The organism is Pseudomonas sp. Soil_N_39, assembly GCF_057655955.1.
This window is the reverse complement of sequence record NZ_JBDGLI010000009.1, coordinates 229,042-253,439: the sequence shown is the minus strand read 5'-3', so window position 1 is coordinate 253,439 and position 24,398 is coordinate 229,042. Positions and strand designations below refer to the sequence as shown.

Below are 24,398 nucleotides of genomic sequence, written 5' to 3'. Positions count from 1 at the left end.
CCATGCTCAATTATCGACAACTGCATTACTTCTGGGTGGTGGCGAAAACCGGCAGCATCGTGCGCGCGTGCGAGCAGTTGAACCTGACCCCACAGACCATCAGCGGGCAGATTTCCCTGTTTGAGCAGACGTATAACATCAAGCTGTTTCGTCGAGTCGGGCGACAGTTGGAACTGACCGAAGCCGGCCGCCAGACGCTGCCCTACGCCGAACACATGTTCCAGTTGGGCGGAGAGCTGGAACTGATGCTGCGGGCACAACCCAACGAACAGCAAACCCTGTTCCGGGTCGGGGTGGCGGATGTGGTGCCCAAATCCATCGTCTATCGGCTGCTGGCGCCGACCATGGAGTTGAGTGAGCCGCTGCGCATCACCTGTCGCGAAGACAAGCTCGAACGGCTGCTGGCGGACCTGGCAATCCAGCGTCTGGACCTGGTGATTTCCGACAGCCCGATGCCGACTCACTTGGACATCAAGGGCTACAGCCAGAAACTGGGAGAATGCGGGATCAGCTTTTTCGCCACCGCCGCGCTGGCCGAACGCTATGGGCAGGATTTCCCCCATGGCCTGCATGACGCTCCGCTGCTGATTCCCGGGCCGGAAACCGTGGTGCGCAGCCGTTTGCAACGCTGGTTCGCCGAACAACAGATCCAGCCGCGCATCGTCGGCGAATTCGACGACAGCGCATTGATGCAGGCCTTCGGTCAATCCGGCAGCGGGATTTTCATCGGCCCGAGCGTGATCGCCGAAGAGGTCAAGCGCCAATATGGCGTAGAAGTGATCGGCCAGACCGATGCGGTGAGCGAATCCTTCTACGCCATTTCCGTGGAACGCAAGGTCAGCCACCCCGGCATCGTCGCGATTGCCGAAGGTGCGCGTCGCGAGTTGTTCAGCGCTTAGCTATCCATGCACGTCGCGCGGGGCTTGAAGGTCATCAGGAGCAACGCCAGCAGAATCGATACAAAGATGAACCCGGCCGCCGCGAACCCGACACTGCCCAGGCCCAGGTGATCGATGACCCGGCCACCGACCATCGCCCCCAGGCCAATCCCCAGGTTGGCCCCGGCAATGTTCAACGAGGCGGCAAACGCCGGTGCTTCGGGGGCCGCCTTCATCAGCCGCACGTGGCTGACCAGGAACAACGCCGCCTGGGTCACACCCCAGATGCCCATCGCCGCCGCCAGCGCGAGGGGCGAATGAATGCTCGGCACCAACGCCACCATGCCGCCGATCAGGAACAGGCAGAAGACCATCGACGCGATCAACGGATGCCGATCCACCGCACGGCCGCCCAGGGAATTGCCCAGCAACCCGACGGCACCGAAGCCCATCAGGCACCAGCCCACCAGGGTGCCATCGAACCCGGCGAGACGCTCGAGGATATCCGCCAGATAGGTGTAGGCGGTGAACATGCCGCTGAACACCAGGATCGACAACAGCACGTGCCCTTGCATCAACGGACTGCGCAGGATCTTCAACTGCGAACGGAAGCTCACCTGATGCTGGTGCAAGTTGGTTTTCGGCAAGTAGATAAACAGCAACAAGGCCTTGGCGAAGGCAATGACCGCCAGGATCGCAAACGCGCTGCGCCAGCCAAACGCATCGGCAATCAACGTGCCCACTGGAATGCCGAACACCGTGGCACAGACAATTCCGAAGCCGATCCGGGCAATGGCCCGCCCGGCCAACTGCGGTCCGACAATGTCCACCGCCGTTTCACTGGCCAGCGCCCAGAACACCGGCAGGCCCAGGGCCGGGATCAACCGGGCAATGGCCATCACCCAGATGTTGGGAGCGAAAGTGGCCAGCAGATTGGCCAGGCCAAACATCACCAGCACGCTGATAAACAGCTTGCGCCGCTCGAAGCGGGCGAACCAGGCCGTCAGGAATGGCCCGAACGCCGCCACCGTAAACGCGAACAACGTCACCAACAGCCCAGCCTGGGGAATGGTGACGTGCAGGTCGCGGGCAATGGACGGTAACAGGCCGACGATGACGAATTCCGTGGTCAGCACGGTAAAACCGGCGGCCGACAACAGGAAAATGGGTAACAACATGCAGAACTCCAGCAAAACGACGACACCAGCGTTAGCCGAGGGGCCCGCTGGCGGAAAGAAAGTGAGAACGACAAAGCCTAACAGAATGCGCGCGTCATACAAACGCTCGGCATGGCCCGGATGAGGGTGACGGACTGTCACAGGCCCGTCAGATTTTTTACCGGCTGTGATAAAGTCCGCGGCCTGCAAACGCCATACTTTCTCTCGGTCCGCTCATGTGGCCTGCCCGCTTGTTGCCCTGATTCGTCGACCGTCGTACACAATAAAATCAGAGATGCCGCTATGACAGCTTCGTCCGTTACCCCTTTGCAACGCCTCAAACGCACCAGCCTGGTGACACAAATCATCATTGGCCTGATCGCCGGTATTGTCCTGGCATGGCTGGCGCCCGACGTGGCGAAGTCCACCGCATTCATCGGCAAGGTCTTCGTGTCCGCGCTCAAGGCCGTGGCGCCGATTTTGGTGTTCGTGCTGGTCATGGCGTCGATCGCCAATCACAAGCACGGCCAGGAAACTCATATCCGGCCGATCCTGTTCCTCTACCTGCTGGGCACGTTCGCCGCAGCGGTGGTCGCGGTGGTTGCCAGTACGCTGTTCCCCTCCAGCCTGGTGCTGTCGACCCACGATGTCGCGGTCTCGGCGCCCGGTGGCATCAGCGAGGTGCTGCAAAGCCTGCTGCTGAGCGTGGTGGATAACCCGGTTCGGGCGCTGATGGACGGTAACTTCATCGGCATCCTGGCCTGGGCCATCGGCATGGGCATCGCCATTCGGCATGCTGGCCAGACCACGCGCACCGTGCTCGAAGACCTGTCCAACGGCGTGACCGTGATCGTGCGCCTGGTGATCCGCTTCGCCCCGCTGGGGATCTTCGGGCTGGTGGCCTCGACCCTGGCCACGTCCGGCTTCGGCGCCCTGCTCGGCTACCTGCACCTGCTGACCGTATTGATCGGTTGCATGCTGTTCGTGGCGTTGGTGGTCAACCCACTCATCGTGTTCTGGAAACTGCGTCGCAACCCATACCCGCTGGTGTTTACGTGCCTGCGCGAGAGTGGCATCACGGCGTTTTTCACCCGCAGCTCGGCGGCGAATATACCGGTGAACCTGGAACTGAGCAAACGCCTGGGCCTGCACGAAGACACCTATTCGGTGTCGATCCCGCTGGGCGCGACCATCAACATGGCCGGCGCCGCCATTACCATCACGGTATTGGCCCTGGCGGCCGTGCACACCCTGGGTATTGCGGTGGACGTGCCAACGGCCGTGCTGCTGAGCGTTGTCGCCGCCATTTGCGCCTGCGGTGCATCCGGGGTGGCCGGCGGTTCGCTGTTGCTGATTCCCCTGGCGTGCAGCCTGTTTGGCATTCCCAGTGAGATCGCCATGCAGGTGGTCGCGGTGGGCTTCATCATCGGTGTCCTGCAGGACTCGGCGGAAACGGCGTTGAACTCGTCGACGGATGTGCTGTTCACGGCGGCGGCATGCCTGGGTGAGGAAGAGAAGCTCGCGCGTACGGCGTAACAACTGCGGTGGCTGTTCGGTCGCTATCGCGAGCAAGCTCGCTCCCACAGGAGATTTGTTGTGTAGCGGCTATTGTGCGAGCACCGTTGCCCCTGTGGGAGCGAGCTTGCTCGCGATAGCGGTGGTACATCCGCCGAGGATGTAACAGGCAGCCACAAAAAAGCCCGGGAACGGCCCACACCGTCCCGGGCTTTTTCATGCCTGCGGGGTTAGAACGCGCCCATGTAGTCGCGCTTGCCCACTTCCACGCCATTGTGGCGCAGCAATGCATAGGTGGTGGTGACGTGGAAGAAGAACTGCGGCAAGCCGTAGGTCAGCAGGTAGTTCTGGCCGCTGAAGCGCTTCTCCTTCGGCGTCCCTGGACGGGTAACGATTTCGATACCTTCCTTGCCGTCGATCTGCGAAGGAGCGATGCCATCGATAAAGGCCAATACCTTGGCGATCAGGGCTTGCAGCTCGGCGAACGTGGTCTCGCTGTCGTCATACTTCGGCACTTCGACCTCGGCCAAGCGGGCGGACACACCCTTGGCGAAGTCCACCGCGATCTGCACTTGGCGCACCAGCGGGAACATGTCCGGGTACAGGCGGGCTTGCAGGAAAGCGTTCGGATCGATGTTCTTCGCGGTGGCGTGGGCTTCGGCCTTGTTCAGAACGTCGCTCAACGCGTTGAGCATCTGCTTGAAAACCGGGACGGAAGCGGCGTACAGGGAAATAGTCATGGCAATCTCATGCAGGTGGCAGGAAAGAATGAATCAAACGGCTGCGATTATAGCCACGGCTTGTTGCACGGCTTGTCTTTTATTGCGCAAGGATTAGGCTAGGCGGCTTCCACAGCATAGGGAACGCGCGATGAGCATCGAAGAACAACAGCAGGCTGAAGAACCACGGCTCAATAGCACGGAAATCCGCATCCTCGGCGCGCTGGTCGAGAAACAGGCCACCAACCCTGAGACCTACCCGCTGACCCTCAACGCCCTGGTATTGGCTTGCAACCAGAAAACCAGCCGCGAACCGGTGATGAACCTCAACCCGGGCCAGGTCGGCCAGAGCCTGCGGGCGCTGGAAGGTCGCGGCTTTACCAAGCTGGTGATGGGCAGCCGCGCCGACCGCTGGGAGCATCGGGTCGACAAAGCCCTGGAGCTGGTGCCGGCCCAGGTGATCCTGATGGGCCTGCTGTTCCTGCGTGGCCCGCAAACGGTCAATGAGCTGTTGACCCGCAGCGGACGTATGCACGACTTCGAAGACGCCGAACAAGTGGTGCACCAGCTCGAACGCCTGATCGCCCGCGGTCTGGCGCTGTTGGTGCCACGCCAGGCCGGCCAGCGCGAAGACCGCTATGTCCACGCCATGGGCGACCCGGCGGACATCGAAGCGATTCTCGCCGCCCGCCAGCATCCGGTGGAGCGTGGCGCCAGCGGCGGTGTCTCGCTGGAGCGCATCGAAGAACTCGAAGCACGGATCGCGGCACTGGAAGAACGCCTGGCGCGCCTGGAATAGCAGCGCCTACGCCGACCGGGCGAAGGCGACGGCCTTTTCAAATTGCTCCAGGTTGGGCCGCACACCGGTGTACAGCACAAACTGCTCCAGGGCCTGGATCGCAATGACTTCCAACCCGGTGATGACCCGTTTGCCGTCGGCCCGGGCGCGTACGATCAGTGGCGTTTCCGACGGGATCGCCACCACATCGAACACGGTCTGGGCCGCGGCGATGGTCTCGGGTTCGAACGCCAACTGATCGGCTTCCGGGCCGCCGGTCATGCCGATCGGCGTGACGTTGATCAGCATCTGCGGCCGCCGGGCGCCCAATTCCGCTTGCCATTCATAGCCCAAGGACTCGGCCAGGGCGCGCCCGGTGGCTTCATTGCGGGCTACGATCAGCCCGTGCTTGTAGCCGCCATCGCGCAAGGCACTGGCCACAGCCTTGGCCATGCCGCCGCTGCCGCGCAGGGCAAAAGTCGAATCCTTGGGCACGGCGTGGCTTTGCAGCAATTGGGCGATGGCGATGTAGTCCGTGTTGTAGGCCTTCAGATGGCCGTTGGTATTGACGATGGTGTTGATCGACTGGATCGCGGCAGCGGAAGGATCCAGTTCGTCCACCAGGGCGATGCAGGCTTCCTTGAACGGCATCGACACGCCGCAGCCGCGAATGCCCAGGGCGCGGATACCCCCCACCGCGCCAGGCAGGTCCCGGCTGCTGAACGCCTTGTAATAGAAGTTCAGGCCCAATTGCTCATACAAATGATTATGAAAACGCAGGCCGAAGTTTCCGGGACGCCCCGAAAGCGACATGCACAGTTGGGTGTCTTTGTTGGGGTTGATCTGCATGCGTGTCTCCTTGCATTCACTTTCGGACAGACGGAACACCGTCGCGAAAGGTTTATTCGATGATGATACTGCCTGGCCCGGCCCGATCTCAGGCCGCTGGATGACGCGGCGCGGTAAAGAAAAGCGCTACAGACCTTACACAATATTTACCCAACGGCGGCGCAAATCCTGAGAAAATCGCTGTCATAGCAAGTATCCCCGCAACCCTCATCGGGTCTGTTGCAGACCACAAGCGTCGGGGCCGAAACGAGGAACAGCCATGAATCGTAGACTTCCCATCATCGCCCTGCTCATGGGGGCACTCGCGGTCACCGGCCAGGCATCCGCCCACGGTCGCGGTGGTTGGGAGGGGCCCGCCGTGTTTGGTGCCATCGTCGGTTCGGCCATCGTTGGCTCAGCCATCATCAACCGTGATCGTCCGGTGTATGTGCAACAACCGGTCTACGTCCAGCCACAGCCGGTCTACTACCAGGCACCACCACCGGTCTACTACCAGCCGCAGCCAGTGTATGTAGAGCGGCCGATCTACTATCGCCCGGCACCGGTGTATTACGGGCCACCACGGGGCTATTACTACGGCCCACCCCGGGGTCATTACGGCCGCTGGTAATCGGTCTTCCGGTCGGTACAAAAAGGCCTGTGATCATTGATCACAGGCTTTTTCATGTCCGCTAGGTCACGGGTATCTATCAGACATGCTCGCTGCTTTTCAGTCGGATCGGCCCATGCTCCGCTGGCGCGAGAACAGGCTCCGCCACCACGGGGATCTCGTTGCCATCGCAGTCGTGCAGCTTGCCGTCGCTGAAATAGTCGCCTTCGCGCAGCGCCGCCAGGTCCTGGTAACGCAACACCCGCTCGGTGCCGGCGGCGAAGACTGACTGCTGGTCGGAATTGCCCGTGGTGAAGTGGTTGAACGCCAGGTTCAGCATGATCGCCATGATTGCCGAAGAACTGATGCCCGAATGGAAGATGGTCGCGAACCAGCTGGGGAAATGGTCATAGAAGTTCGGTGCGGCGATGGGGATCATGCCGAAACCGATGGAGGTGGCGACGATGATCAGGTTGACGTTGTTGCGGTAATCGACTTTTGACAGCGTGCGGATGCCACTGGCGGCCACCGTGCCGAACAGCACGATACCGGCACCGCCCAGCACCGAGGTCGGCACGGCGGCGATCACCCGCCCCATGAACGGCAGCAGGCCGAGCACCACCAGGAACACCCCGCCGGTCGCCACCACGAAACGGCTCTTGATCCCGGTCACCGCCACCAGCCCGACGTTCTGGGCAAAGGCACTCTGGGTGAAGGAACCGAAGATCGGCGCGATCATGCTCGACAGCATGTCAGCCCGCAAGCCGTTGCCCAGGCGCCGGGAGTCGACTTTGGTGTCGATGATCTCGCCCACCGCCAGGATGTCGGCAGAGGTTTCCACCAGGGTCACCATGATCACAATGCACATCGACAGGATCGCGGCGATATGGAACGTCGGCATGCCGAAATGGAACGGTGTCGGGAAGCCGAACATCGGGCCTTGGCTGACCGCTGAAAAGTCCGCCATGCCGAGGAATACCGCGATGACCGTACCGATGACCATCGCCAACAGAATCGATAACCGCGAGATGGTTGCGCTGCCCATTTTGCTCAGCAACAGCACCAGCACCAGGGTCACTGCGGCCAGGCCAATGTTCGCCATGCTGCCGAAATCGGCGGCGTGGCTGTTGCCACCCATCGCCCAACGCGCCGCCACCGGCATCAAAGTGAGACCAATGGTGGTGATCACAATGCCAGTGACCAGTGGCGGAAAGAACCGGGTGATGCGAGAAAACACCGGGGTGATCAGCAAACCTATCAGGGACGCGGCGATCACCGCTCCTAGGATGGCTTGAAAGCCCCCTTCCCCCCCGCTGCCGACAATCGCCACCATGGTCGCGACACCCGAAAACGATACGCCCTGCACCAAAGGCAGTTGGCAGCCGAAAAACGGCAGGCCGAGGGTTTGCAGCAACGTTGCCAGGCCACCCGCGAACAATGACGCGGCGATCAACAGGCCGATGTCCGCCGGCGAAAGCCCGGCCGCCTGGCCGATGATCAACGGCACGGCGACAATGCCACCGTACATGGTCAACACATGTTGCAGGCCGTAAGCCATATTCGCGCCGACGCCGAGGTTTTCGTCCTCGGGCCGTGGGAGTGAAACATGGGGCGTTTTCATGGTTCGGGGATTCCCTGTTTTTTGTTATGGGCACACTGTATTCAAAACTCAGGACAAATGTCCATAGAGTTGTATACAACTTATTGTGTGCACATTTGGAACAGATCCCTGGCCAAACCCTTTTAGGCCTGGAGCAACCCCACCAGCGCGGGCCGCAACAGCTCGCGTGGCGGCACGCGCAGGCTGAATTCCTGCTCCAATAAATCGATCAACTCATCGGCATCGATGATCACGCGCCGCTCACTCTCCTGCCCTATGCGGTGCACGGCATAGCTGTTGCCGTTCAGGGTCTTGCGCAGCCCGTCACCGGTACGAGCCACCATCAAGCGGCCCATGAACGGCGACTCCGGATGGTTGCAGACGTACCAATTGCCGACGGTGTAGTCGATGTCTTCCTGGCGTTGCAGATCGAACAGGTACATCGGCCGCCATTCGCCGGCAACGTTGGCGCGCAACAGGTAACCGTCCGCATGGGTGTCGATGCGATACGGCTCATGGGGCGTGACTTGGGCCTCACGGCTGTCCAGCAGCAGCGGCGCGGTGGGCACCATGCCGCCAAAACCGACGTCGGTGATATAGCGCACACCGTCGATCGTCACCAGGCTCAGCCGATGGGTCCGGGCAGGCCACGCGCCGTCAGGCGCATTCATCACCACGCGTCCAGTGATGCCCCGGGCGTCGAAACCCACTGCTTGCAACAGCGCCAGGAACAACTGGTTGAGTTCATAGCAATAGCCGCCGCGCCCCTCTTCGAAAACCTTGCGCTCGACCGACTCAAGGTCGATGGGCACGGGTTGACGCAGCAGCGTTGACAGGGTTTCAAAAGGGAATTCGGCGGTATGGCGCCATTGCATCTGGCGCAAGGTGTCGAGGGTCGGCGCCGGTGGTGCGTCGAAACCCAGACGCCGCAGATAACGGGCCGTATCGCTCAGTTGGGGATGACTCATGAGGGTGTCCTTTTCCGGGGTCGGCCAGCGCTCACAACAAGCGCATGGCTAATGGCGCCAGGTATAAGGCATTCCCCTTACAGAGACAACAACCGACCGCCCCCCTGCCCCGTCAGCGCCGTTTGCGCGAAGCCAGCCGGATCCAGGTGGGGGCATGGTCGCTGGGGTGGGGCTGGTTCCTGACCCAGGCGTCCACGCCGGCCTCGCTCAGGTAGGCGCTGGCGACCGGGTTGAGCAACAGGTGATCGATGCGCAGTCCAGAGTTCTTTTGCCAATGCTGACGGAAATAGTCCCAGAAGGTGTAGATCCGCTCGTCCGGATACAAGTGGCGCAGCGAATCGGTCCAGCCCTGATCCAATAAGCGCTGGTAGCACGCGCGGCTTTCGGGTTGTAGCAGCGCATCCTTGAGCCAGGAGCGCGGGTTGTAGATATCCATGTCGGTGGGCACCACATTGTAGTCACCGGCCAGCACCACGGGATGATCACTGGCCTGCAACCCTTGAGCGTATTCGATCAGCCGTTCGAACCAGGCCAGCTTGTAGTCAAACTTGGGACCCGGTTGCGGATTGCCGTTGGGCAGGTAAAGGCACCCCACCAGCACGCCGTGCACCGCCGCCTCCAGATAGCGACTGTGGCTGTCATCGTCCCCGCCGGGCAGGCCTCGTCGGCTCTCCAATGGCTGCGCGTCACGGGCCAGGATCGCGACACCGTTCCAGGACGCCTGCCCGTGCCAGATCGCCCCATACCCCACCGACTCCAGCTCCGCCGCCGGGAAATCCTTGTCCGCCGCCTTGAGCTCCTGCAAACAGGCAATGTCGGGTTTCTCCCGCTCCAGCCATTCCAGCAGGTTGGGCAGCCGCGCCCGGATGCCGTTGATGTTGAAGGTCGCAATTCGCAGGTTTTTCATAGAGCCAGCACTCGAAATGTCACGTTACTGGCTGTGACCGACAACCGGGCGCGGTGGTTGCATCCGTCTTCAGCAGCCCATTTTCGGCAAGGGCCGGCCGTTCTCCAGCAACTGCGCAAAGGCCTGTTTATCGATCGGCCGGCTGAGGAAATAACCCTGCACTTCGTGGCATTGGTCCGAGCCCAATGAGCCGAGCTGAGCCAGGGTTTCCACACCTTCGGCGGTGACCGTCAGCCCCATGGCCTTGCCCAGGTTGATGATCGCCTGCACCACGGCGCGGTCGTTGCTGCTGTTGCTCATGGAGGCGATGAAGCGCTTGTCGATCTTGATGCCGTCGAATGGATAGGTGCGCAGGTAACCGAGGGACGAATAACCGGTACCAAAATCGTCCATGTTCAAGCGTACGCCTAGCTCCTTCAGGGCATTCATGACCTGCAGGGCGCCATCGACATCATTGAGCATCACGTTTTCGGTGAGTTCGAGTTCCAGGCGACTCGCCGGGAAACGGGTTTCGATCAACACCTGCCGCACATCTTCCACCACGTCGCTGCGCTCGAACTGCACCGGCGACAGGTTGACCGAAACCATCAGTGCCACCGGCCAGGTCAGCGCGGTTTCGCAGGCCTCGCGCAACACCCAACGGGAAAGCGGGACAATCAGGTCGGTTTGCTCGGCCAACGGGATAAAGGTATCGGGGCCCAATAGGCCTTGGGTTGGATGCTGCCAGCGAACCAACGCCTCGACCGCCACGATCTCCCGACCATCGACGGCATAGCGCGGCTGGAAATGCAGGACAAATTCGTTGTTCTTCACGGCCTGGCGCAGATCGCTTTCCAACTGGCGACGATACTGGATCTGATCGTTCATTTGCGAGGCAAAATAACACCAGGTTTTCTTGCCCTCGGACTTGGCCTGGTACATCGCAATGTCGGCGCAACGGATCAGTTCACCGGGCACGTAACCCTGACGGTGGCTCAGGGCGATACCAATGCTGGCGCCGATGTGCAACGAATGGGTTTCGTAGAGAATCGGTTGCTGCAGGCTGTCGATCAGCCGCTCACAGAATCGATCGATCTCAGCGGTGTTATCCATTCCACTGAGCACCACCACGAATTCGTCGCCCCCCAGGCGCGCCACCAGGTCTTGCTCGCGGGTGCTGTCGCGCAGCCGCCGGGCCACTTCCAGCAACACCGCATCGCCGGCCGGATGGCCGAGGGAGTCGTTGATCGGCTTGAAGTTATCCAGGTCCACCATCAGCAATGTCAGGGGGGCGGAATGCTCCTTGGCCAGCAGCGCATCATCCAGGTGTCGCGCCAGCTTGTTGCGGTTCGGCAGGCCGGTCAGCGCATCGTGCATCGACAGGTGCTGGACCTGGGCATGGGCGGCCACCTCGTCGGTGATGTCGCTGGCCGTGCCGCGATAACCCATCACCTCGGCCTTGTTGTAGATCGGGCGGGCCGACACTCGACAGAAGCGCAGTTGCCCGGAATGATCGCGGTAGGAGCAGCGCAAGTTGCTGGCGTTCTGTTCCTCTGTCAACTTGGCCAACCAGAGGGCAATCGGCGTAGTGTCGCAATACAGCAGTTGCTCAAGCAGTTGCCCCAGCCATTGCTGGTCGGAAAACCCGGTGACCGTATTGAAACGCCCCGACAGATAAGTGATGTGTTGCTGCCCGTCGATTTCCCAGATCCAGTCGGAAGCCGCTTCGGCCACGGCCCGAAAGCGCTCCTCGCTGGCCTCCAGGGCATGCGCTGATCTTTCCAGGCTGTCGTAGCTGGCGTCCACGTGCCGTGCCGTGCGCAATGCATAGCGAAAAAAGTAAGCGGTCAGCAGGGCCAGGATCAGCAGCGCGCCACCCAGCGGCGGCACCAGGGACCAGAGCAATTGCTGGCCAGGGCGCACCAGTCGGGACACCAGGCTGTAGCCGGTGCTGTCCAGCGACACGGCCGGCTGGCCGGGCTTGAGCTCGGTGTCTTTCTTGAGCTTCAAATCGGTGAGGCCATAACTCTTGCCCAGTTTGCGCAACTTGACGGGCGTCAGCTGGTCGACGAACAGCAGGACCGAGGTGCTTTGGGCCTCGACCAGGGGCCGTTCGTCGTTGGGCGTAATCACCGACGCGGTGACGATGGCCGGCCAGCCCTCGAACAATGTGTAGCGGACCACGGGTATCGTCAGGTCAGGCTGCGCCTGGAGTTGGTCCATCAGCTCCGCCAGCGGCGCGTCCATATAAACTGCGGTATCCGCTTGGACGTTACGCCCACGCACCACGGCATATTTGGTGCGTTGCCGATCGATGACAAACACACCCTCGTATTCATCATTGGTGAACAGGGTCTTGCCCATGTTCTGCTCGGTGTAGGCCCATTGCACATCGACTTCACCGTTGAGGTGGTCATAGGCCGTGGTCCAATACGCATAGCTGGCGATGTAGTTTTTCGAGGCGGTGACGCGATTCTCGAGGGCGCGCTCGGTATAGAAATGCGTCTTGCGCAAATCATCCGCGTCGAGCTTTTGCGCAATGTTGAACAGCGCGGCAATCGCCACCAGGACGCCCAGGACGAACAGCCCCCGACCGCCACGACCAGGCGACGGGTAATCGGGGTGTGGCGCGCGGTGCGTGAAGGGCTATCGGCAGTGGAATCCATTGACCTACTCCTGTCCTTTCAACGCTGGCTTCGATATCGAGAACGGCGAGGACCGAGCCAGTCGTCTCCCCAACCTTAGCACCCACTGCCTGATCAGCTGGCGAGCCCACGGTTTTTTGCGAAAGAGCCTACACACCGCTTGAAGTTCGCCAGCACAATGCTTGAGTAATGGGCCGGGCAAGCTGCCGGTGATTCCAACCGATCTCAACGATCCGAGCGCGCCAACGTATCGAGCCCGCCCTCCGTGGATAACACCGCCACCCGGTTGCGGCCGCTGTGCTTGGCCTGGTAAAGCGCCGCATCGGCGCGCTGGATAAAGACTTCGATGCTGTCCAGGCTGCTGGGCACAAAGGCATAGCAGCCCAGGCTCACCGTGAGGTAGCCGGTCGGGGAGCCGGAATGAGTGATGTGCTTGTCGATGACGCTGCGGCGGATCTGCTCGGCCAGCGCCATGGCCCCCGAAAGGTTGGTGTCGGGCAGCAGTACCGCAAATTCTTCGCCGCCATACCGTACCGCCAGATCGGCCTTGCGGTGACAGCAACTCTTGAGCACTTTGGCCACTTCCGCCAGGCAGTGATCCCCGGCCACGTGCCCATAGGCGTCGTTGTAGCGTTTGAAAAAATCGATGTCGAGCATGATCAGGCTCAAAGGGCTGCGCTGACGAGCGCCCCGCCCGAACTCGATGTCCAGGGCCCGTTCGAACAGACGCCGATTCGCCAGCCCGGTGAGGCTGTCATGGGTGGCAATCAGTTCCAACGCTTCCTGCGCCTTGCGCAAGTCCGCTTCGATCTTTTCGCTGTTGCGTACCTGGCGCACGAATACCCAGCCGAACATGCAAATGCCCAGGACCACCAGGCCGACGATGAGGCTGGATTGGAAAGCCCGGTCATGCCAGCCCACCAGGATCGACTCTTCGGACATAGCGGCGGTGACCACCAGCGGATAAGCCTGTAAATGTTGATGCCCATACAGCCTGACGACACCATCGATGGCCGAACGGATGATCCCATCGCCAGACATCCCGCCGTCCAGGGCATGGTTGTAGATATGTTCCTCGGCCAACGGGCGACCGATCCGCGCCTCATCGAAGGGGCGTCGGGCCAACAGCGTCCCGTCAGACAAAGCCAGGGCCATCTCACCTTGCTCATCGAGGCTGAAGCTTTTGAAGAACCGGTCGAAGTAGGACATTTTGATGCCGGCCATCAACACGCCCTGGAAGTTGCCGTCGCGATCATTCAAGCGCCGGGAAACCGGGATGATCCACTCGCCGTTTTGCCGACTGCGGATCGCCGGGCCGATATGGGCGATCAGGGAGGCGTTCTGCTGGTGGAAAAGGAAATAATCTCGATCCGCTACCCCTGCCCCCCGGTGCAGGTCGTCAAAGGAGGTAATGACCCAATGACCTTGCTTGTCGAACAGAAACAGGCCATGCAACTGCTCGAGCGACTGCACGCGGCGAGCAAAGGTTTGCTGTAAACGTTGCTGCACCGCAGGGCCGAATCCATCGATCTGGATCCAATCCGCCAGGCTGGCCAAGACCAGATCGGCCTGCAGGAAGGTGTCCTGGGCCTGTTGGGCCATGGCCCGGGTAAGGGTAGCCGAGGCAATGCGGGCCGACTCCAAATCGTGTCGGCGGGACTGCTCCACCTGCAGGTAAAGCAAACCACACAGGCACAGGCACACCGCTGCGATAAACGTAACCGCGGCTTTGAGCAACGGCAGGCGTTTCAAGGCACCGGCGGGGAGATGAAAAGGATCGTAGGTGGGGATTGGCAAGCGAATTCCTGAAGAGGGCAAAGCATGAGCGAATTCGCTCATAACCCCCAATATTCGTGAGCTTAGCCTACCGCTTGTGAGGCGGCAATTTGCCTGTGCAGCGGAGCCGATGGGTGGCCGCAGTGGATCCAAAAAGGCACCCCTGAGCCAGCAAAAATACCCGCTTCAAAACGAAGAAATTCCCCGTGGCGAGGGCGCTTGCTCCCGCTGGTCGTAATCGTTGAAGGGCTATTTTTTTACAAGCAAACCTTTCTGGGGGCTATCTAAATGGCGTAACGCCCCATAACGTATGGTCGCCTTTGACTTCCAAGTGCCCCGTCGACCATGAGCAAACCGATCCGAATCGATGATGAACAGGCCCTGACCCAACCCGGCGCCGTCAGCCTGTGCGAGGCGTTCTGGTTCTGGCTCAAACTGGGCTTCATCAGTTTCGGCGGCCCAGCGGGGCAGATCTCGATCATGCACCAGGAGTTGGTGGAACGTCGGCGCTGGATTTCCGAGCGGCGTTTCCTGCACGCCCTTAATTACTGCATGTTGCTGCCGGGGCCCGAGGCCCAGCAACTGGCAACGTACCTGGGCTGGTTGATGCACCGAAGCTGGGGTGGCGTGATCGCCGGGGCGTTGTTCGTATTGCCTTCACTGTTCATTCTCATCGCGTTGTCGTGGCTGTACATCGCCTTTGGCGAAGTGCCGGTGGTGGCGGGTATATTCTATGGGATCAAGCCGGCCGTGACCGCCATCGTGGTGCATGCCGCCCACCGGATCGGCTCTCGCGCACTCAAGAACAATTGGCTGTGGGCCATCGCGGCGGCATCGTTCACCGCGATCTTTGCCTTTGACCTCCCCTTCCCGCTGATCGTACTGGGGGCCGCTGCCATCGGTTATTTCGGTGGCCGCAGGGCACCGGAAAAATTCAGCCTGGGCGGTCACGCGACCCAGCACCAGTCCTTCGGCCCCGCCTTGATCGACGACGACACGCCAACCCCGGACCACGCCCGGTTCAGCGCCGCCAGGTTGGCCCGATTGGCAGTCGTCGGTGCCCTGTTGTGGATCGTGCCAATGGGCCTGCTGACCCTCGTGTTCGGCTGGAGCGGCACGTTGACGCAAATGGCCTGGTTCTTTACCAAGGCCGCACTGCTGACCTTCGGCGGCGCCTATGCCGTTTTGCCCTACGTGTACCAAGGCGCCGTCGGACACTTCGGCTGGCTGACGCCGACACAAATGATCGACGGCCTGGCCCTGGGCGAAACCACGCCCGGGCCGCTGATCATGGTCGTGGCCTTCGTCGGTTTCGTCGGAGGCTACGTGATGCAGGTGTTCGGGCCCGAGCAAGCCTTTCTCGCCGGAGCCGTCGCGGCCACGCTGGTGACCTGGTTCACGTTCCTGCCCTCGTTCCTGTTCATCCTGGCCGGCGGCCCGCTGGTGGAATCGACCCACAACGCGTTGAAATTCACCGCACCGCTGACCGCGATTACCGCGGCGGTGGTCGGGGTGATCCTCAACCTGGCCTGCTTCTTCGGTTACCACGTGCTCTGGCCCAACGGTTTTGCAGGTGCCCTGGACTGGCCGTCGGCGATCATCGCCCTCTTGGCGGCCGTTGCGCTGTTTCGCTACAAGCGCGGAGTAATCCAGGTGTTGCTGGCGTGCGGGCTGGCCGGGTTGACGGTGCATTTGCTGCGCTAGACGAGGCGTTTGCTCAGGTACGTCGCCGAGGCCGGGCACAAGGTCTTGAACTGGGCCGTCGCGCTGATCGAAGCGGGTGCCAGCGAACGGTCCTCCGGCTGATAGCCCTGGCCGATAAAAAACGCGGCGGCGCTGTCGGTCAACAGGTGAAGCCGCTGTGTGCCCTCGCGTTTCGCAAACGCCTCGATAGCGGCCAGCACCGCCGCGCCAGCACCCTTGCCCCGCTGCCCCTCAAGGACAACCAGCGAGCGCAGCAACCGCTCGGCGCCCTCCCCCTCGATACCGCCAAACGCCACATCAACACCTTGATGGCTGAAGCTGAAAAACTGTCGACCGGGATACGTCAGGTCGTCCACGGGTAGCCCGGCCAGGGTGAGCGCAGCGCGCAGTGGTCCCAGGTCGTTATTGCTCAGTGCTCTCATGCGCATGGTGGGTGCTCGGTCCTGTGTCTTGTCCTGATCATCGAGCGTTCCCGAATTTAGTTACAACTCACCGGGCGCTTCGGGGGGCGGAGTTCAATAGGCTTGCTCGAAAGTAAGCCACTGGCGCACATTAGCAATGACTCTTTATTGAAACTCCAATTTTTACCCGTCGGGTCAAAGAACTGATGGGTGACGATGATTTCGCCTGTCCTACAGAAAATACTGGTCTGCAATCCTTCCGCTGGTGATGTTATGGAAATGACCAGAACCTCTCAGGCACTGCTTCCATGGGGCGAAGGCGCTTGCTCCTAACACCCCCATGACCCAGCGCAAACGAACACCCCAGCCCATCAGCTAAGCTCAACCTATCATCACGACAGGGAATCGACATGAGCAAGGCAGACGAGCTAGCGGCCAAACTGAGGAAAACCCAGCAGACCCGCGCGGACACCGACAACTGCGCCGACCTGGCGATCGAGCACTGGCCCGCCCAGGTCTACGAGCTGTATCGCCAGATCGAAATCTGGCTGGCTCCCGTGTGCGAGGCGGGCCTGGACATTCGGCGCAACCCCACCCACGTCTTTGAAAGTCATTCCAGCGGGTCGACGTACAACTACGCCATCGATCAACTGGTGATCGAAGGTAATCATCGCCGCATTTCATTCGACCCGATTGCACGTTTCTCGCTCAAGGGCGAGGGCTGCATTGAAGTCCATATGAAGGGGAGCGAACACTGCATCGTGCGCACACTCGGTGAGCATGGCGAATCGCTTTGGCATGTCCAGGCCCTGCAATCGGCCGGACAACCGCGCCCTGAACCTGCCATTCTGGATGAGGACACCTTGCTCTCGCTGATAGAAGAAGGCCTTGGCCTTTAACGCAAATGGGCGACCCGAGGTCGCCCATTTTTATTGGAGAACACACTAGATCTGTGGCGCTGATTCGAGTGTTGGGTCGGTCCCGGGCACCGGTAGCGCCAGTTCCATCGCCGGCCTTCCCACAAGGGCATTCAAGGCATTGTCGATTTCGTCAGCCGCGCCTTGCGCGTATCGGGCATCCGCCCAGCTCCAGTACGGATCGGATATCAGCCCACCCACGGCCTGCGCGCACAATTCATCGCGGCTGATGCCCATCTTCCCGGCAGCGGCGATCACAGCCATCAGGGCTTGCTCTAATTGGGAAATTCGCTCGGTAGTCACAATCAACCAACATGATGGGTAACAGACCCAGAGTATAACAAGCCATCAATGTGCCATTAACCTCAGGCGCCCAACGGTCGCCCTCTCTTGGCTTACATCACTCGCCTCAAACCGCCGCGCCATAGTGCGTTGCTTGCGTGGTCGATAAAGATTGCCGGAGCGCTGAGCGAGCAGCCAGCACCGTCAGCACAGCCGCCATAGCCAACACGGCTGCACTGGTTTCGAAGGTCGCGCGATAGCCACTCAGATCAAACATCAACCCACCCACTGTCGCGCCTCCGGCGATGGCGAGCTGGACGATCGCCACCATCAGGCCGCCACCGGCTTCGGCATCTTCCGGCAGCGTTCGCGAAAGCCAGGTCCACCAACCTACGGGCGCAGCGGTGGCCACCAGGCCCCAAAGGCCGAGCAAGAGGGTCGTGAACACCACCGACTCGCCGAACCCCACCAGGGCAATGGCAATCGCGGCCATCAACAGGGGGATGACGATGAGCGTCCGATAGAGGTGGTTTTTCAAGCAGGCCCCGATCAGGAAGGTACCCAGCAGCCCCGCCACACCGATCACCAGCAACATGAAGGACAGCATTGAAACGCTCACCTGCGTCACCGTTTCAAGGAATGGTCGCAGATAGGTGAACAACATGAACTGGCCCATGAAAAACGTGCTGACCGCCAGCATGCCCAACGCGACCGGTGCCCGGGTCATCAACTTGAAGACGCTGGTACTGCCCTGCTTCGCCTGCGCAGGCATGGAAGGCAGGCGTAGCAGCAGCCAGACCAGGGCGATGGCGGCGACGGGCACGATGCAGAAAAACGCGCCACGCCAACCGATGATCGCCCCCAGGAAACTGCCCAGCGGCGCAGCAATCACTGTCGCCAAGGCATTGCCGCCGTTGACGATGGCCAGTGCCTGCGGAACCTGAGCGTCCGGCACGAGCCGCATGGCCGTGGCCGCCGACAGCGACCAGAAGCCGCCAATCGCCACGCCGATCAACGCGCGACCGACCATGAATACCGGGTAGTTCGGCGCGAACGCCACCACGGTGCCTGAGACGATCATCAGCAAGGTCAGCCCCAGCAGGAGCCATTTGCGGTCGACCCGGGCGGCAATCGAAGCGATGAACAGACTGGTGATCAAGGCAAAGGCGCCAGAAACGGCAATGCCTTGACCGGCCTGCCCTTCGCTGACATGAAGATCGGCCGCTACCGGCGTCAGCAAGCTGACGGGCATGAACTCCGAGGCAACCAGCACGAACGCGGCAAGCGCCATGGCAAGTACCGCGCCCCAGGCGGGCCGGTCTTGTGGCAATGAGTTATCGGTCATTGGATGACAATCCTGTGTTGCTTGACGGATCTGTGAGCGCAAGCCTGCTCGCGATGACGGTGGCACATCCAACATCACCGCTTCAGGCAGACCGCTATCGCGAGCAAGCTCGCTCCCACAGTTTTGAATGGGGGTGTTCACCTATTTCGTGCCTGCCACACCTCCCCTGTGGGAGCGAGCTTGCTCGCGAAGGCGTCGGCACAGCCAACATCACGGCCCCAGGCAGCCCCCTTTCGCGAGCAACCCATTGGCACGCCTATCAGCCGGCCAAGGACGCGTTATCGATCACGAAGCGATACTTGACGTCGCCCTTGAGCATGCGTTCATAGGACGCGTTGATCTGCTCGGCCCGAACCAGTTCGATGTCAGCGACGATGCCGTGCTCCGCGCAGAAGTCGAGCATCTCCTGGGTCTCAGGAATGCCGCCGATCATCGACCCGGCTAGGGTGCGCCGCTTCATGATCAGGTTGAAGACATTCGGCGAAGGATGCGCGGTTGCCGGGGCGCCCACCAGGGCCATCGTGCCGTCGCGCTTGAGCAGCACCAGCAACGCGTCGAGGTCATGGGGCGCCGCTACGGTGTTGAGGATGAAATCAAAGCTCTTGGTATGCCCGGCCATGTCTTCGGCATTGCGCGACACGACGACCTCGTCAGCCCCCAATTGCCTGGCATCCTCGCGCTTGGACTCGGACGTGGTGAACGCCACGACATGAGCCCCCATTGCATGGGCGAGCTTGATACCCATGTGACCCAAGCCACCGATGCCGACCACACCGACTTTCTTGCCCGGCCCGACGTTCCAGTGGCGCAACGGCGAATAGGTGGTGATGCCGGCGCAGAGCAGTGGCGCGACGGCGGCCAGTTGGTCCTCGGCGTGACGAATGCGCAACACATAGCGCTCATGCACCACGATGTTTTGCGAATAACCGCCCAGCGTCCAACCGGGTTCATCCGGGGTTGGGAAGTTGTAGGTCCCGATCATCCCGTCGCAATAGTTTTCCAGGCCACTGTCGCAGTCGTCGCAGTGCTTGCAGCTGTCGACGATGCAGCCGACGCCGACCAGGTCGCCCGTCTTGAAGACGGACACATGGGCACCGACCGCCGCTACCCGACCGACGATTTCGTGGCCCGGCACGCAGGGGAACTGGGTACCCGCCCACTCGGCGCGCACCTGGTGCAGGTCCGAATGGCAGATACCACAAAAAGCGATGTCGATCTGGACGTCGTGGGCGCCCGGCGTCCGACGAGTGATCTGCAGGGGTTCAAGGGGCTTGTCGCCCGCGCGGGCGCCATAGGCTTGTACACGCATCAGAAGACTCCTTGCTGGATAGAGTGAGGGGGTATTTTCAGGGCTCAACCCGGCCGACCGGTAACGCATTACGCTGAGATGCTTGCCTGATCCTATGAGTTCTTCCATCGCGTATAGGCAGCGCTTCATTTAGCGCGTTAATGTTCTGCCTATAGCGCTTGAGCCCAGATGACACCGGAGCCGACATGGCCGTCCAACGCAGATCCGTACAAGAGACATTGAGCGCCATCATTGGCGCCTGGGCCCCACACCCGGGCGACTTCGAAACGCCCATTCCCGGCCTCGTCTTCTTCCGGCGTGAAACCCCGGCGCCGCCGGTGATTTGCATGATCGAACCAAGCATCGTGCTGGTGGCCCAAGGCGAGAAGCAGGTATGGATCGGCGGCGAAGCCTATGGTTACGACACCAGTCGGTTCCTCATGACCTCTCTGGACATCCCGGCCAATTCCGAGGTGTTGCAGGCGAGCCCGGAACAACCCTGCCTGGGCCTGATCCTGAGGCTCGACTTGCGCATGGTGGCCGACCTGATCGCCCAAGGCAGCCTGGTGCCGTCGCGTGATCGAGCGGTCGGGATTGGCGCAGGAATTGGCACCGCGACACCAGACCTGCTGGCGCCGTTCGCACGCCTGCTGGCGTTGCTCGATGAGCCGGAAGCGATTCCCATACTGGCACCATTGATCCAGCGCGAGATCCACTATCGGCTGCTGCTCAGCGACCAAGCCGCCCGGCTGCGGCAGATCGCCTCGGTCGATAGCCAGGGCTACCGGATCGCCAAGGCCATCGACTGGTTGAAATTGAACTACACCGAGCCCGTGCGCGTGGACGACCTCGCAGCGCGAGTGCAAATGAGCGCGCCGACGTTTCACCACCACTTCCGCCAGCTCACGGCGATGAGCCCGCTGCAATACCAGAAGTGGCTGCGGTTGAACGAAGCCAAACGCTTGATGCTCAACGAGCACGTGGACGTGGCGAGTGCGGCCTTCAAGGTGGGCTATGAAAGCCCGTCCCAGTTCAGCCGCGAATATGCCCGCTTGTTTGGCGTGCCGCCCAAGCGGGACATTGCGGCGTTGCGCGGGCCAGCCAAGGCTGGTTGATTCATCTGTGGGAGCAAAGCTTGCTCGCGATGCAGGCACCTTGACCTTCAGGAGACCGCGTTAGCTTCATCGCGGGCAAGCCTTGCTCCCACAGGACCGTGCCTTTGCGCCAACGCCACACACTTCAACGCCAGGATCATCGTCGGATCAACCAGCGCCACCGTGTGCCCATTGATATCGAACGCCTCGCAATGCGCCAGCACCAGCGGCAACTCGGTACACCCCAAGATCAACACCCCCGCCCCCAACTCGCACAGGTGCTCCGCCGCCAGCAACAATTGCTCCTTGCAGAGCCCTTGCGTGAAGCCAGCCTTGATCCCCCGCGGTCCGTAGATGGCGTCCATGACCATCGCCTGGTAATCGACACCTGGCGTAAGCACCTGGAGCCCGGCATGACACGCCGCCTGGTGATAAACCTGGCTCTGCACCGTACCGGACGTCGCCAGCAGGCCAATCACCTTGCCCGAACCATAGGTGCGCGCGATCCACGCCACCGTCTCGCCCAGCATGTTCACGATGGGCACCCTCAGGTGAGCCTGGATCCGTTCGACGAACGCATGGGCGGTGTTGCAGGGAATGGCGATGGCGTTGGCGCCGGCACTTTCGAGACGTTTGCACGTGGCGTACATCGCCATCGTCGGATCGGTTTCATCGCGCAGCAGGTTGGCCGTTCGATCCGGTATCTGCGGGTTTTGCTCGACCACCATCTTGATGTGGTCCTGGTCCTTCCCCGCTGGTGTATTGGCCACCACCTTGGCCATGAAATCCACCGTGGCGGCAGGCCCAACGCCGCCCACGATGCCCAACTTGAACGGCGGTCGCCTGGGCTGCTGGTCCAGTGTCGCGAAGTCGGCGTAAATCTCATTGATGTCCAGCACGGTGATTCCACGACGCTGCAAATCGGCGCAGACCAGGGAAAGCTCGGTCATGCCCGGCAGGATCACCGTCGCCCCCCGGGCCTGCAATGAGAGACACGCCCGATAGACCGCTTCAAGCGGCACGCCCTCCAGGTGACCGTCCTTGATGCCGTTGAGGCCGTACATCGCCTCCATCAACCCCGCTTGAGCGTCTGCGTCGGGGTAAACAATCTGGAAGTCTTTGCCAAAATGTCGCTCGAACAAGCCGCAATGGCGCACGAAGTCGGAGGCGATCACCCCCAACATCGCCTGGGGCGGCACCGTGTGGCTGACGTGCCGGGTCAAGGCAGCCATCATGTCCAGTACGGGAATGCCCAGTTCCTCCTCGATTTCAGCGCGAAAGGTATGGCTGGCGAAGCATGGGAGCATCACCGCATCGAAACCACCGTCCTCGAACGACTTGCACACCTGATACACATAAAACTTGCGTGACGTCATGCTCGCGCCCTGGTCCAGCGGCAGTAGCACGTCCTTGAAGGGGTGCTGCTCGAAGAGGAAATGGTAGCGCCCCTGATCCTCTAGCACCGCCCGGGACTTGACCAACTTGTAGAACAGATCGCCGCCGGCCAGTGATCCAAGCCCACCGACAATGCCCAACTTGCGAACCACGGAAGCCTTGCGGCTCGACTTCGCTTTAGCCTTCATGACCGTCTCCTCAAGCCACCGGCACCGGTTCGGATCGCGACCGAGCAGGCGCATGTACGCCTTCGGCCTCGTCGGCCTCTTCATGGGGTTCGGACTTGGCGACCACCGCCGTGGCAATGCTGTTGCCCACCACGTTGGTGGCGGTGCGGGCCATGTCGAGGAACTGGTCGATACCGATGATCAACAGCAGCCCCGCCTCGGGCAGATTGAACATCGGCAACGTCGCTGCGACCACGACCACCGAAGCCCGGGCGACACCGGCCATGCCCTTGCTGGTAATCATCAGCGTCAGAAGAATCAGCATCTGCTGAGTGAAACTCAAATCAATGTTGTAGGCCTGGGCGATGAACAGGATGGCGAACGCCTGGTACATCATCGAACCGTCGAGATTGAACGAATAGCCCAGGGGCAACACGAAGCTGGACACACGTTTTGGCGCGCCAAACTTCTCCAGCGCCTCGATAGTTTTCGGGTAGGCGGATTCGCTGCTGGCGGTGGAAAAGGCCAGGAGAATCGGTTCGCGAATGAGCTTGCCGAGGTAGAAAACCGAGCGACCGAGGAACAGGTAGCCGGCTCCGAACAGCAGCGCCCAGAGGATCAGGATCCCCAGGTAGAACTCGGCGATCAGCTTGCCGTAATCCACCAGCAAGCCAAGCCCCTGGGTAGTAATCGCCGAGGCGATGGCGGCAAACACCCCAATCGGCGCGAAGGCCATCACGTAGTCGGTGATCTTGAACATCACCTTCGCCAGCTCTTCGATGGAGTCGGTGATCCGGGTGTAGCCCGCCCGCTTCACCCCCGCCAGTGCAAAGCCGAAGAACAGCGAAAACACTACGATCTGCAGGATCTCGTTATTGGCCATCGCTTCGGCGATGCTGCGGGGAAACACGTGGCCGATAAACGCCTTGAGACTGAAGTCACCGGTATTGACCGGCACAGCCGCCGTTGCGTGCTGGGCCACATCCATGTTCAGCCCGGCACCGGGTTGAAACAGGTTGACCAACCCCATTCCGATCAGCAGCGAGACGACCGAAGCGGTGACAAACCAGGCCATCGCCCGGGCTCCGATCCTGCCGACGGAACGGGAATTGCCCATGCTGGCGATACCGCCCACCAACGTCGCGAAGACCAGGGGCGCGATGATCATCTTGATCATGCGCAGGAAAATATCAGTGACCATCGAGAAGTAACTGGCAATCTCTTTGGCACTTTGCTCGCTCCCTGCGAAATGGTGACATGCCCAACCGACCAGCACGCCCAAGGCAATGCCCATTGCAATTCGACGGGGGAGCTTATTCTTCTTCACGGTGCTGTCCTCAAGTAGTTCTTGGAGTTTTTTTACTTGGCAGGATCGATTCTAAAGAGCGGATTCGGAGGGATGATGAGTAATCCAGCTAGCCCTATGCGGTTTTGGAATAGTTATC

General features: G+C 61.1%; 20 protein-coding genes and 1 pseudogene. 7 read left to right on the top strand and 14 right to left on the bottom strand.

Annotated elements, in window-relative coordinates; all coding sequences use genetic code 11:
- Positions 1-2 precede the first annotated feature (2 nt).
- Positions 3-899 (top strand): transcriptional activator NhaR, encoded by an 897-nt coding sequence (gene nhaR / locus AC3A5O_RS15785; RefSeq protein WP_063322135.1) that lies wholly within the window; start codon positions 3-5, stop codon positions 897-899.
- On the opposite strand, the gene AC3A5O_RS15780 is transcribed toward nhaR, so the two are convergent.
- Complete coding sequence (locus tag AC3A5O_RS15780) at positions 896-2,056, bottom strand: MFS transporter (protein ID WP_122568027.1); 1,161 nt, start codon at positions 2,054-2,056, stop codon at positions 896-898. The genes nhaR and AC3A5O_RS15780 overlap by 4 nt on opposite strands.
- 282 nt (positions 2,057-2,338) lie before the next feature.
- Here AC3A5O_RS15780 and sstT point away from each other — a divergent pair, with 282 nt between their 5' ends.
- Complete coding sequence (gene sstT / locus AC3A5O_RS15775; protein ID WP_122568026.1) at positions 2,339-3,571, top strand: serine/threonine transporter SstT; 1,233 nt, start codon at positions 2,339-2,341, stop codon at positions 3,569-3,571.
- A gap of 209 nt (positions 3,572-3,780) precedes the next feature.
- On the opposite strand, the gene AC3A5O_RS15770 is transcribed toward sstT, so the two are convergent.
- The gene (locus tag AC3A5O_RS15770) at positions 3,781-4,290 is read right to left on the bottom strand and encodes a DUF1993 domain-containing protein (protein WP_122568025.1); all 510 of its coding nucleotides are present in this window, start codon (positions 4,288-4,290) and stop codon (positions 3,781-3,783) included.
- Positions 4,291-4,420: 130 nt separating this feature from the next.
- Between AC3A5O_RS15770 and AC3A5O_RS15765 the strand changes: the two genes are divergently transcribed.
- A complete protein-coding gene (locus tag AC3A5O_RS15765) occupies positions 4,421-5,068 on the top strand; it encodes a YceH family protein (protein WP_122568024.1) in 648 nt (215 codons plus the stop codon).
- Positions 5,069-5,074: 6 nt separating this feature from the next.
- Here the strand turns inward: AC3A5O_RS15765 and AC3A5O_RS15760 are convergent, their stop codons facing one another.
- Complete coding sequence (locus AC3A5O_RS15760) at positions 5,075-5,896, bottom strand: shikimate 5-dehydrogenase (RefSeq protein WP_122568023.1); 822 nt, start codon at positions 5,894-5,896, stop codon at positions 5,075-5,077.
- Between the two features lie 259 nt (positions 5,897-6,155).
- On the opposite strand from AC3A5O_RS15760, the gene AC3A5O_RS15755 reads away from it, so the two are divergent.
- On the top strand, positions 6,156-6,506 hold the full coding sequence (locus AC3A5O_RS15755; protein ID WP_063322141.1) for a hypothetical protein: 351 nt from the start codon (positions 6,156-6,158) through the stop codon (positions 6,504-6,506).
- Positions 6,507-6,585: 79 nt separating this feature from the next.
- On the opposite strand, the gene AC3A5O_RS15750 is transcribed toward AC3A5O_RS15755, so the two are convergent.
- From AC3A5O_RS15750 to AC3A5O_RS15730, 5 genes and pseudogenes are all read right to left on the bottom strand, one after another.
- Positions 6,586-8,106: a nucleobase:cation symporter-2 family protein gene (locus tag AC3A5O_RS15750; protein ID WP_122568022.1), complete on the bottom strand. Its 1,521-nt coding sequence runs from the start codon at positions 8,104-8,106 to the stop codon at positions 6,586-6,588.
- Positions 8,107-8,228: 122 nt separating this feature from the next.
- Positions 8,229-9,053 (bottom strand): arylamine N-acetyltransferase family protein, encoded by an 825-nt coding sequence (locus tag AC3A5O_RS15745; RefSeq protein ID WP_305483143.1) that lies wholly within the window; start codon positions 9,051-9,053, stop codon positions 8,229-8,231.
- 112 nt (positions 9,054-9,165) lie between these two features.
- Entirely contained in the window at positions 9,166-9,960 is a 795-nt protein-coding gene (gene xth, locus AC3A5O_RS15740) for an exodeoxyribonuclease III (RefSeq protein WP_460079285.1), read from the bottom strand.
- A gap of 69 nt (positions 9,961-10,029) precedes the next feature.
- Positions 10,030-12,605, bottom strand: a pseudogene (locus tag AC3A5O_RS15735) (bifunctional diguanylate cyclase/phosphodiesterase).
- A 204-nt stretch (positions 12,606-12,809) separates the two neighbouring features.
- Positions 12,810-14,381, bottom strand: coding sequence for a GGDEF domain-containing protein (locus AC3A5O_RS15730; protein ID WP_122568018.1), 1,572 nt, complete (start codon positions 14,379-14,381; stop codon positions 12,810-12,812).
- A 324-nt stretch (positions 14,382-14,705) separates the two neighbouring features.
- Here AC3A5O_RS15730 and chrA point away from each other — a divergent pair, with 324 nt between their 5' ends.
- The gene (gene chrA / locus AC3A5O_RS15725) at positions 14,706-16,064 is read left to right on the top strand and encodes a chromate efflux transporter (RefSeq protein ID WP_487753425.1); all 1,359 of its coding nucleotides are present in this window, start codon (positions 14,706-14,708) and stop codon (positions 16,062-16,064) included.
- Here the strand turns inward: chrA and arsN2 are convergent.
- Entirely contained in the window at positions 16,061-16,492 is a 432-nt protein-coding gene (arsN2, locus tag AC3A5O_RS15720; protein ID WP_487753424.1) for an arsenic resistance N-acetyltransferase ArsN2, read from the bottom strand. The two genes, chrA and arsN2, sit on opposite strands and share 4 nt — an antisense overlap.
- 383 nt (positions 16,493-16,875) lie before the next feature.
- On the opposite strand from arsN2, the gene AC3A5O_RS15715 reads away from it, so the two are divergent.
- Complete coding sequence (locus tag AC3A5O_RS15715; protein ID WP_122568015.1) at positions 16,876-17,364, top strand: hypothetical protein; 489 nt, start codon at positions 16,876-16,878, stop codon at positions 17,362-17,364.
- A gap of 45 nt (positions 17,365-17,409) precedes the next feature.
- Here AC3A5O_RS15715 and AC3A5O_RS15710 read toward each other — a convergent pair whose 3' ends face one another.
- From AC3A5O_RS15710 to AC3A5O_RS15700, 3 genes are all read right to left on the bottom strand, one after another.
- On the bottom strand, positions 17,410-17,646 hold the full coding sequence (locus AC3A5O_RS15710; RefSeq protein ID WP_205929649.1) for a hypothetical protein: 237 nt from the start codon (positions 17,644-17,646) through the stop codon (positions 17,410-17,412).
- A 145-nt stretch (positions 17,647-17,791) separates the two neighbouring features.
- Positions 17,792-19,009: an MFS transporter gene (locus AC3A5O_RS15705; RefSeq protein WP_487753423.1), complete on the bottom strand. Its 1,218-nt coding sequence runs from the start codon at positions 19,007-19,009 to the stop codon at positions 17,792-17,794.
- A gap of 259 nt (positions 19,010-19,268) precedes the next feature.
- Positions 19,269-20,318: an NAD(P)-dependent alcohol dehydrogenase gene (locus AC3A5O_RS15700; RefSeq protein ID WP_487753422.1), complete on the bottom strand. Its 1,050-nt coding sequence runs from the start codon at positions 20,316-20,318 to the stop codon at positions 19,269-19,271.
- Between the two features lie 185 nt (positions 20,319-20,503).
- Between AC3A5O_RS15700 and AC3A5O_RS15695 the strand changes: the two genes are divergently transcribed.
- The gene (locus tag AC3A5O_RS15695) at positions 20,504-21,412 is read left to right on the top strand and encodes an AraC family transcriptional regulator (protein ID WP_305483135.1); all 909 of its coding nucleotides are present in this window, start codon (positions 20,504-20,506) and stop codon (positions 21,410-21,412) included.
- 47 nt (positions 21,413-21,459) lie between these two features.
- Here AC3A5O_RS15695 and cuyB read toward each other — a convergent pair whose 3' ends face one another.
- Complete coding sequence (cuyB, locus tag AC3A5O_RS15690; RefSeq protein ID WP_122568011.1) at positions 21,460-22,974, bottom strand: cysteate racemase; 1,515 nt, start codon at positions 22,972-22,974, stop codon at positions 21,460-21,462.
- A gap of 10 nt (positions 22,975-22,984) precedes the next feature.
- Positions 22,985-24,280, bottom strand: a complete 1,296-nt coding sequence (locus AC3A5O_RS15685; RefSeq protein ID WP_305483134.1) for a dicarboxylate/amino acid:cation symporter — start codon at positions 24,278-24,280, stop codon at positions 22,985-22,987.
- Positions 24,281-24,398: the final 118 nt, after the last annotated feature.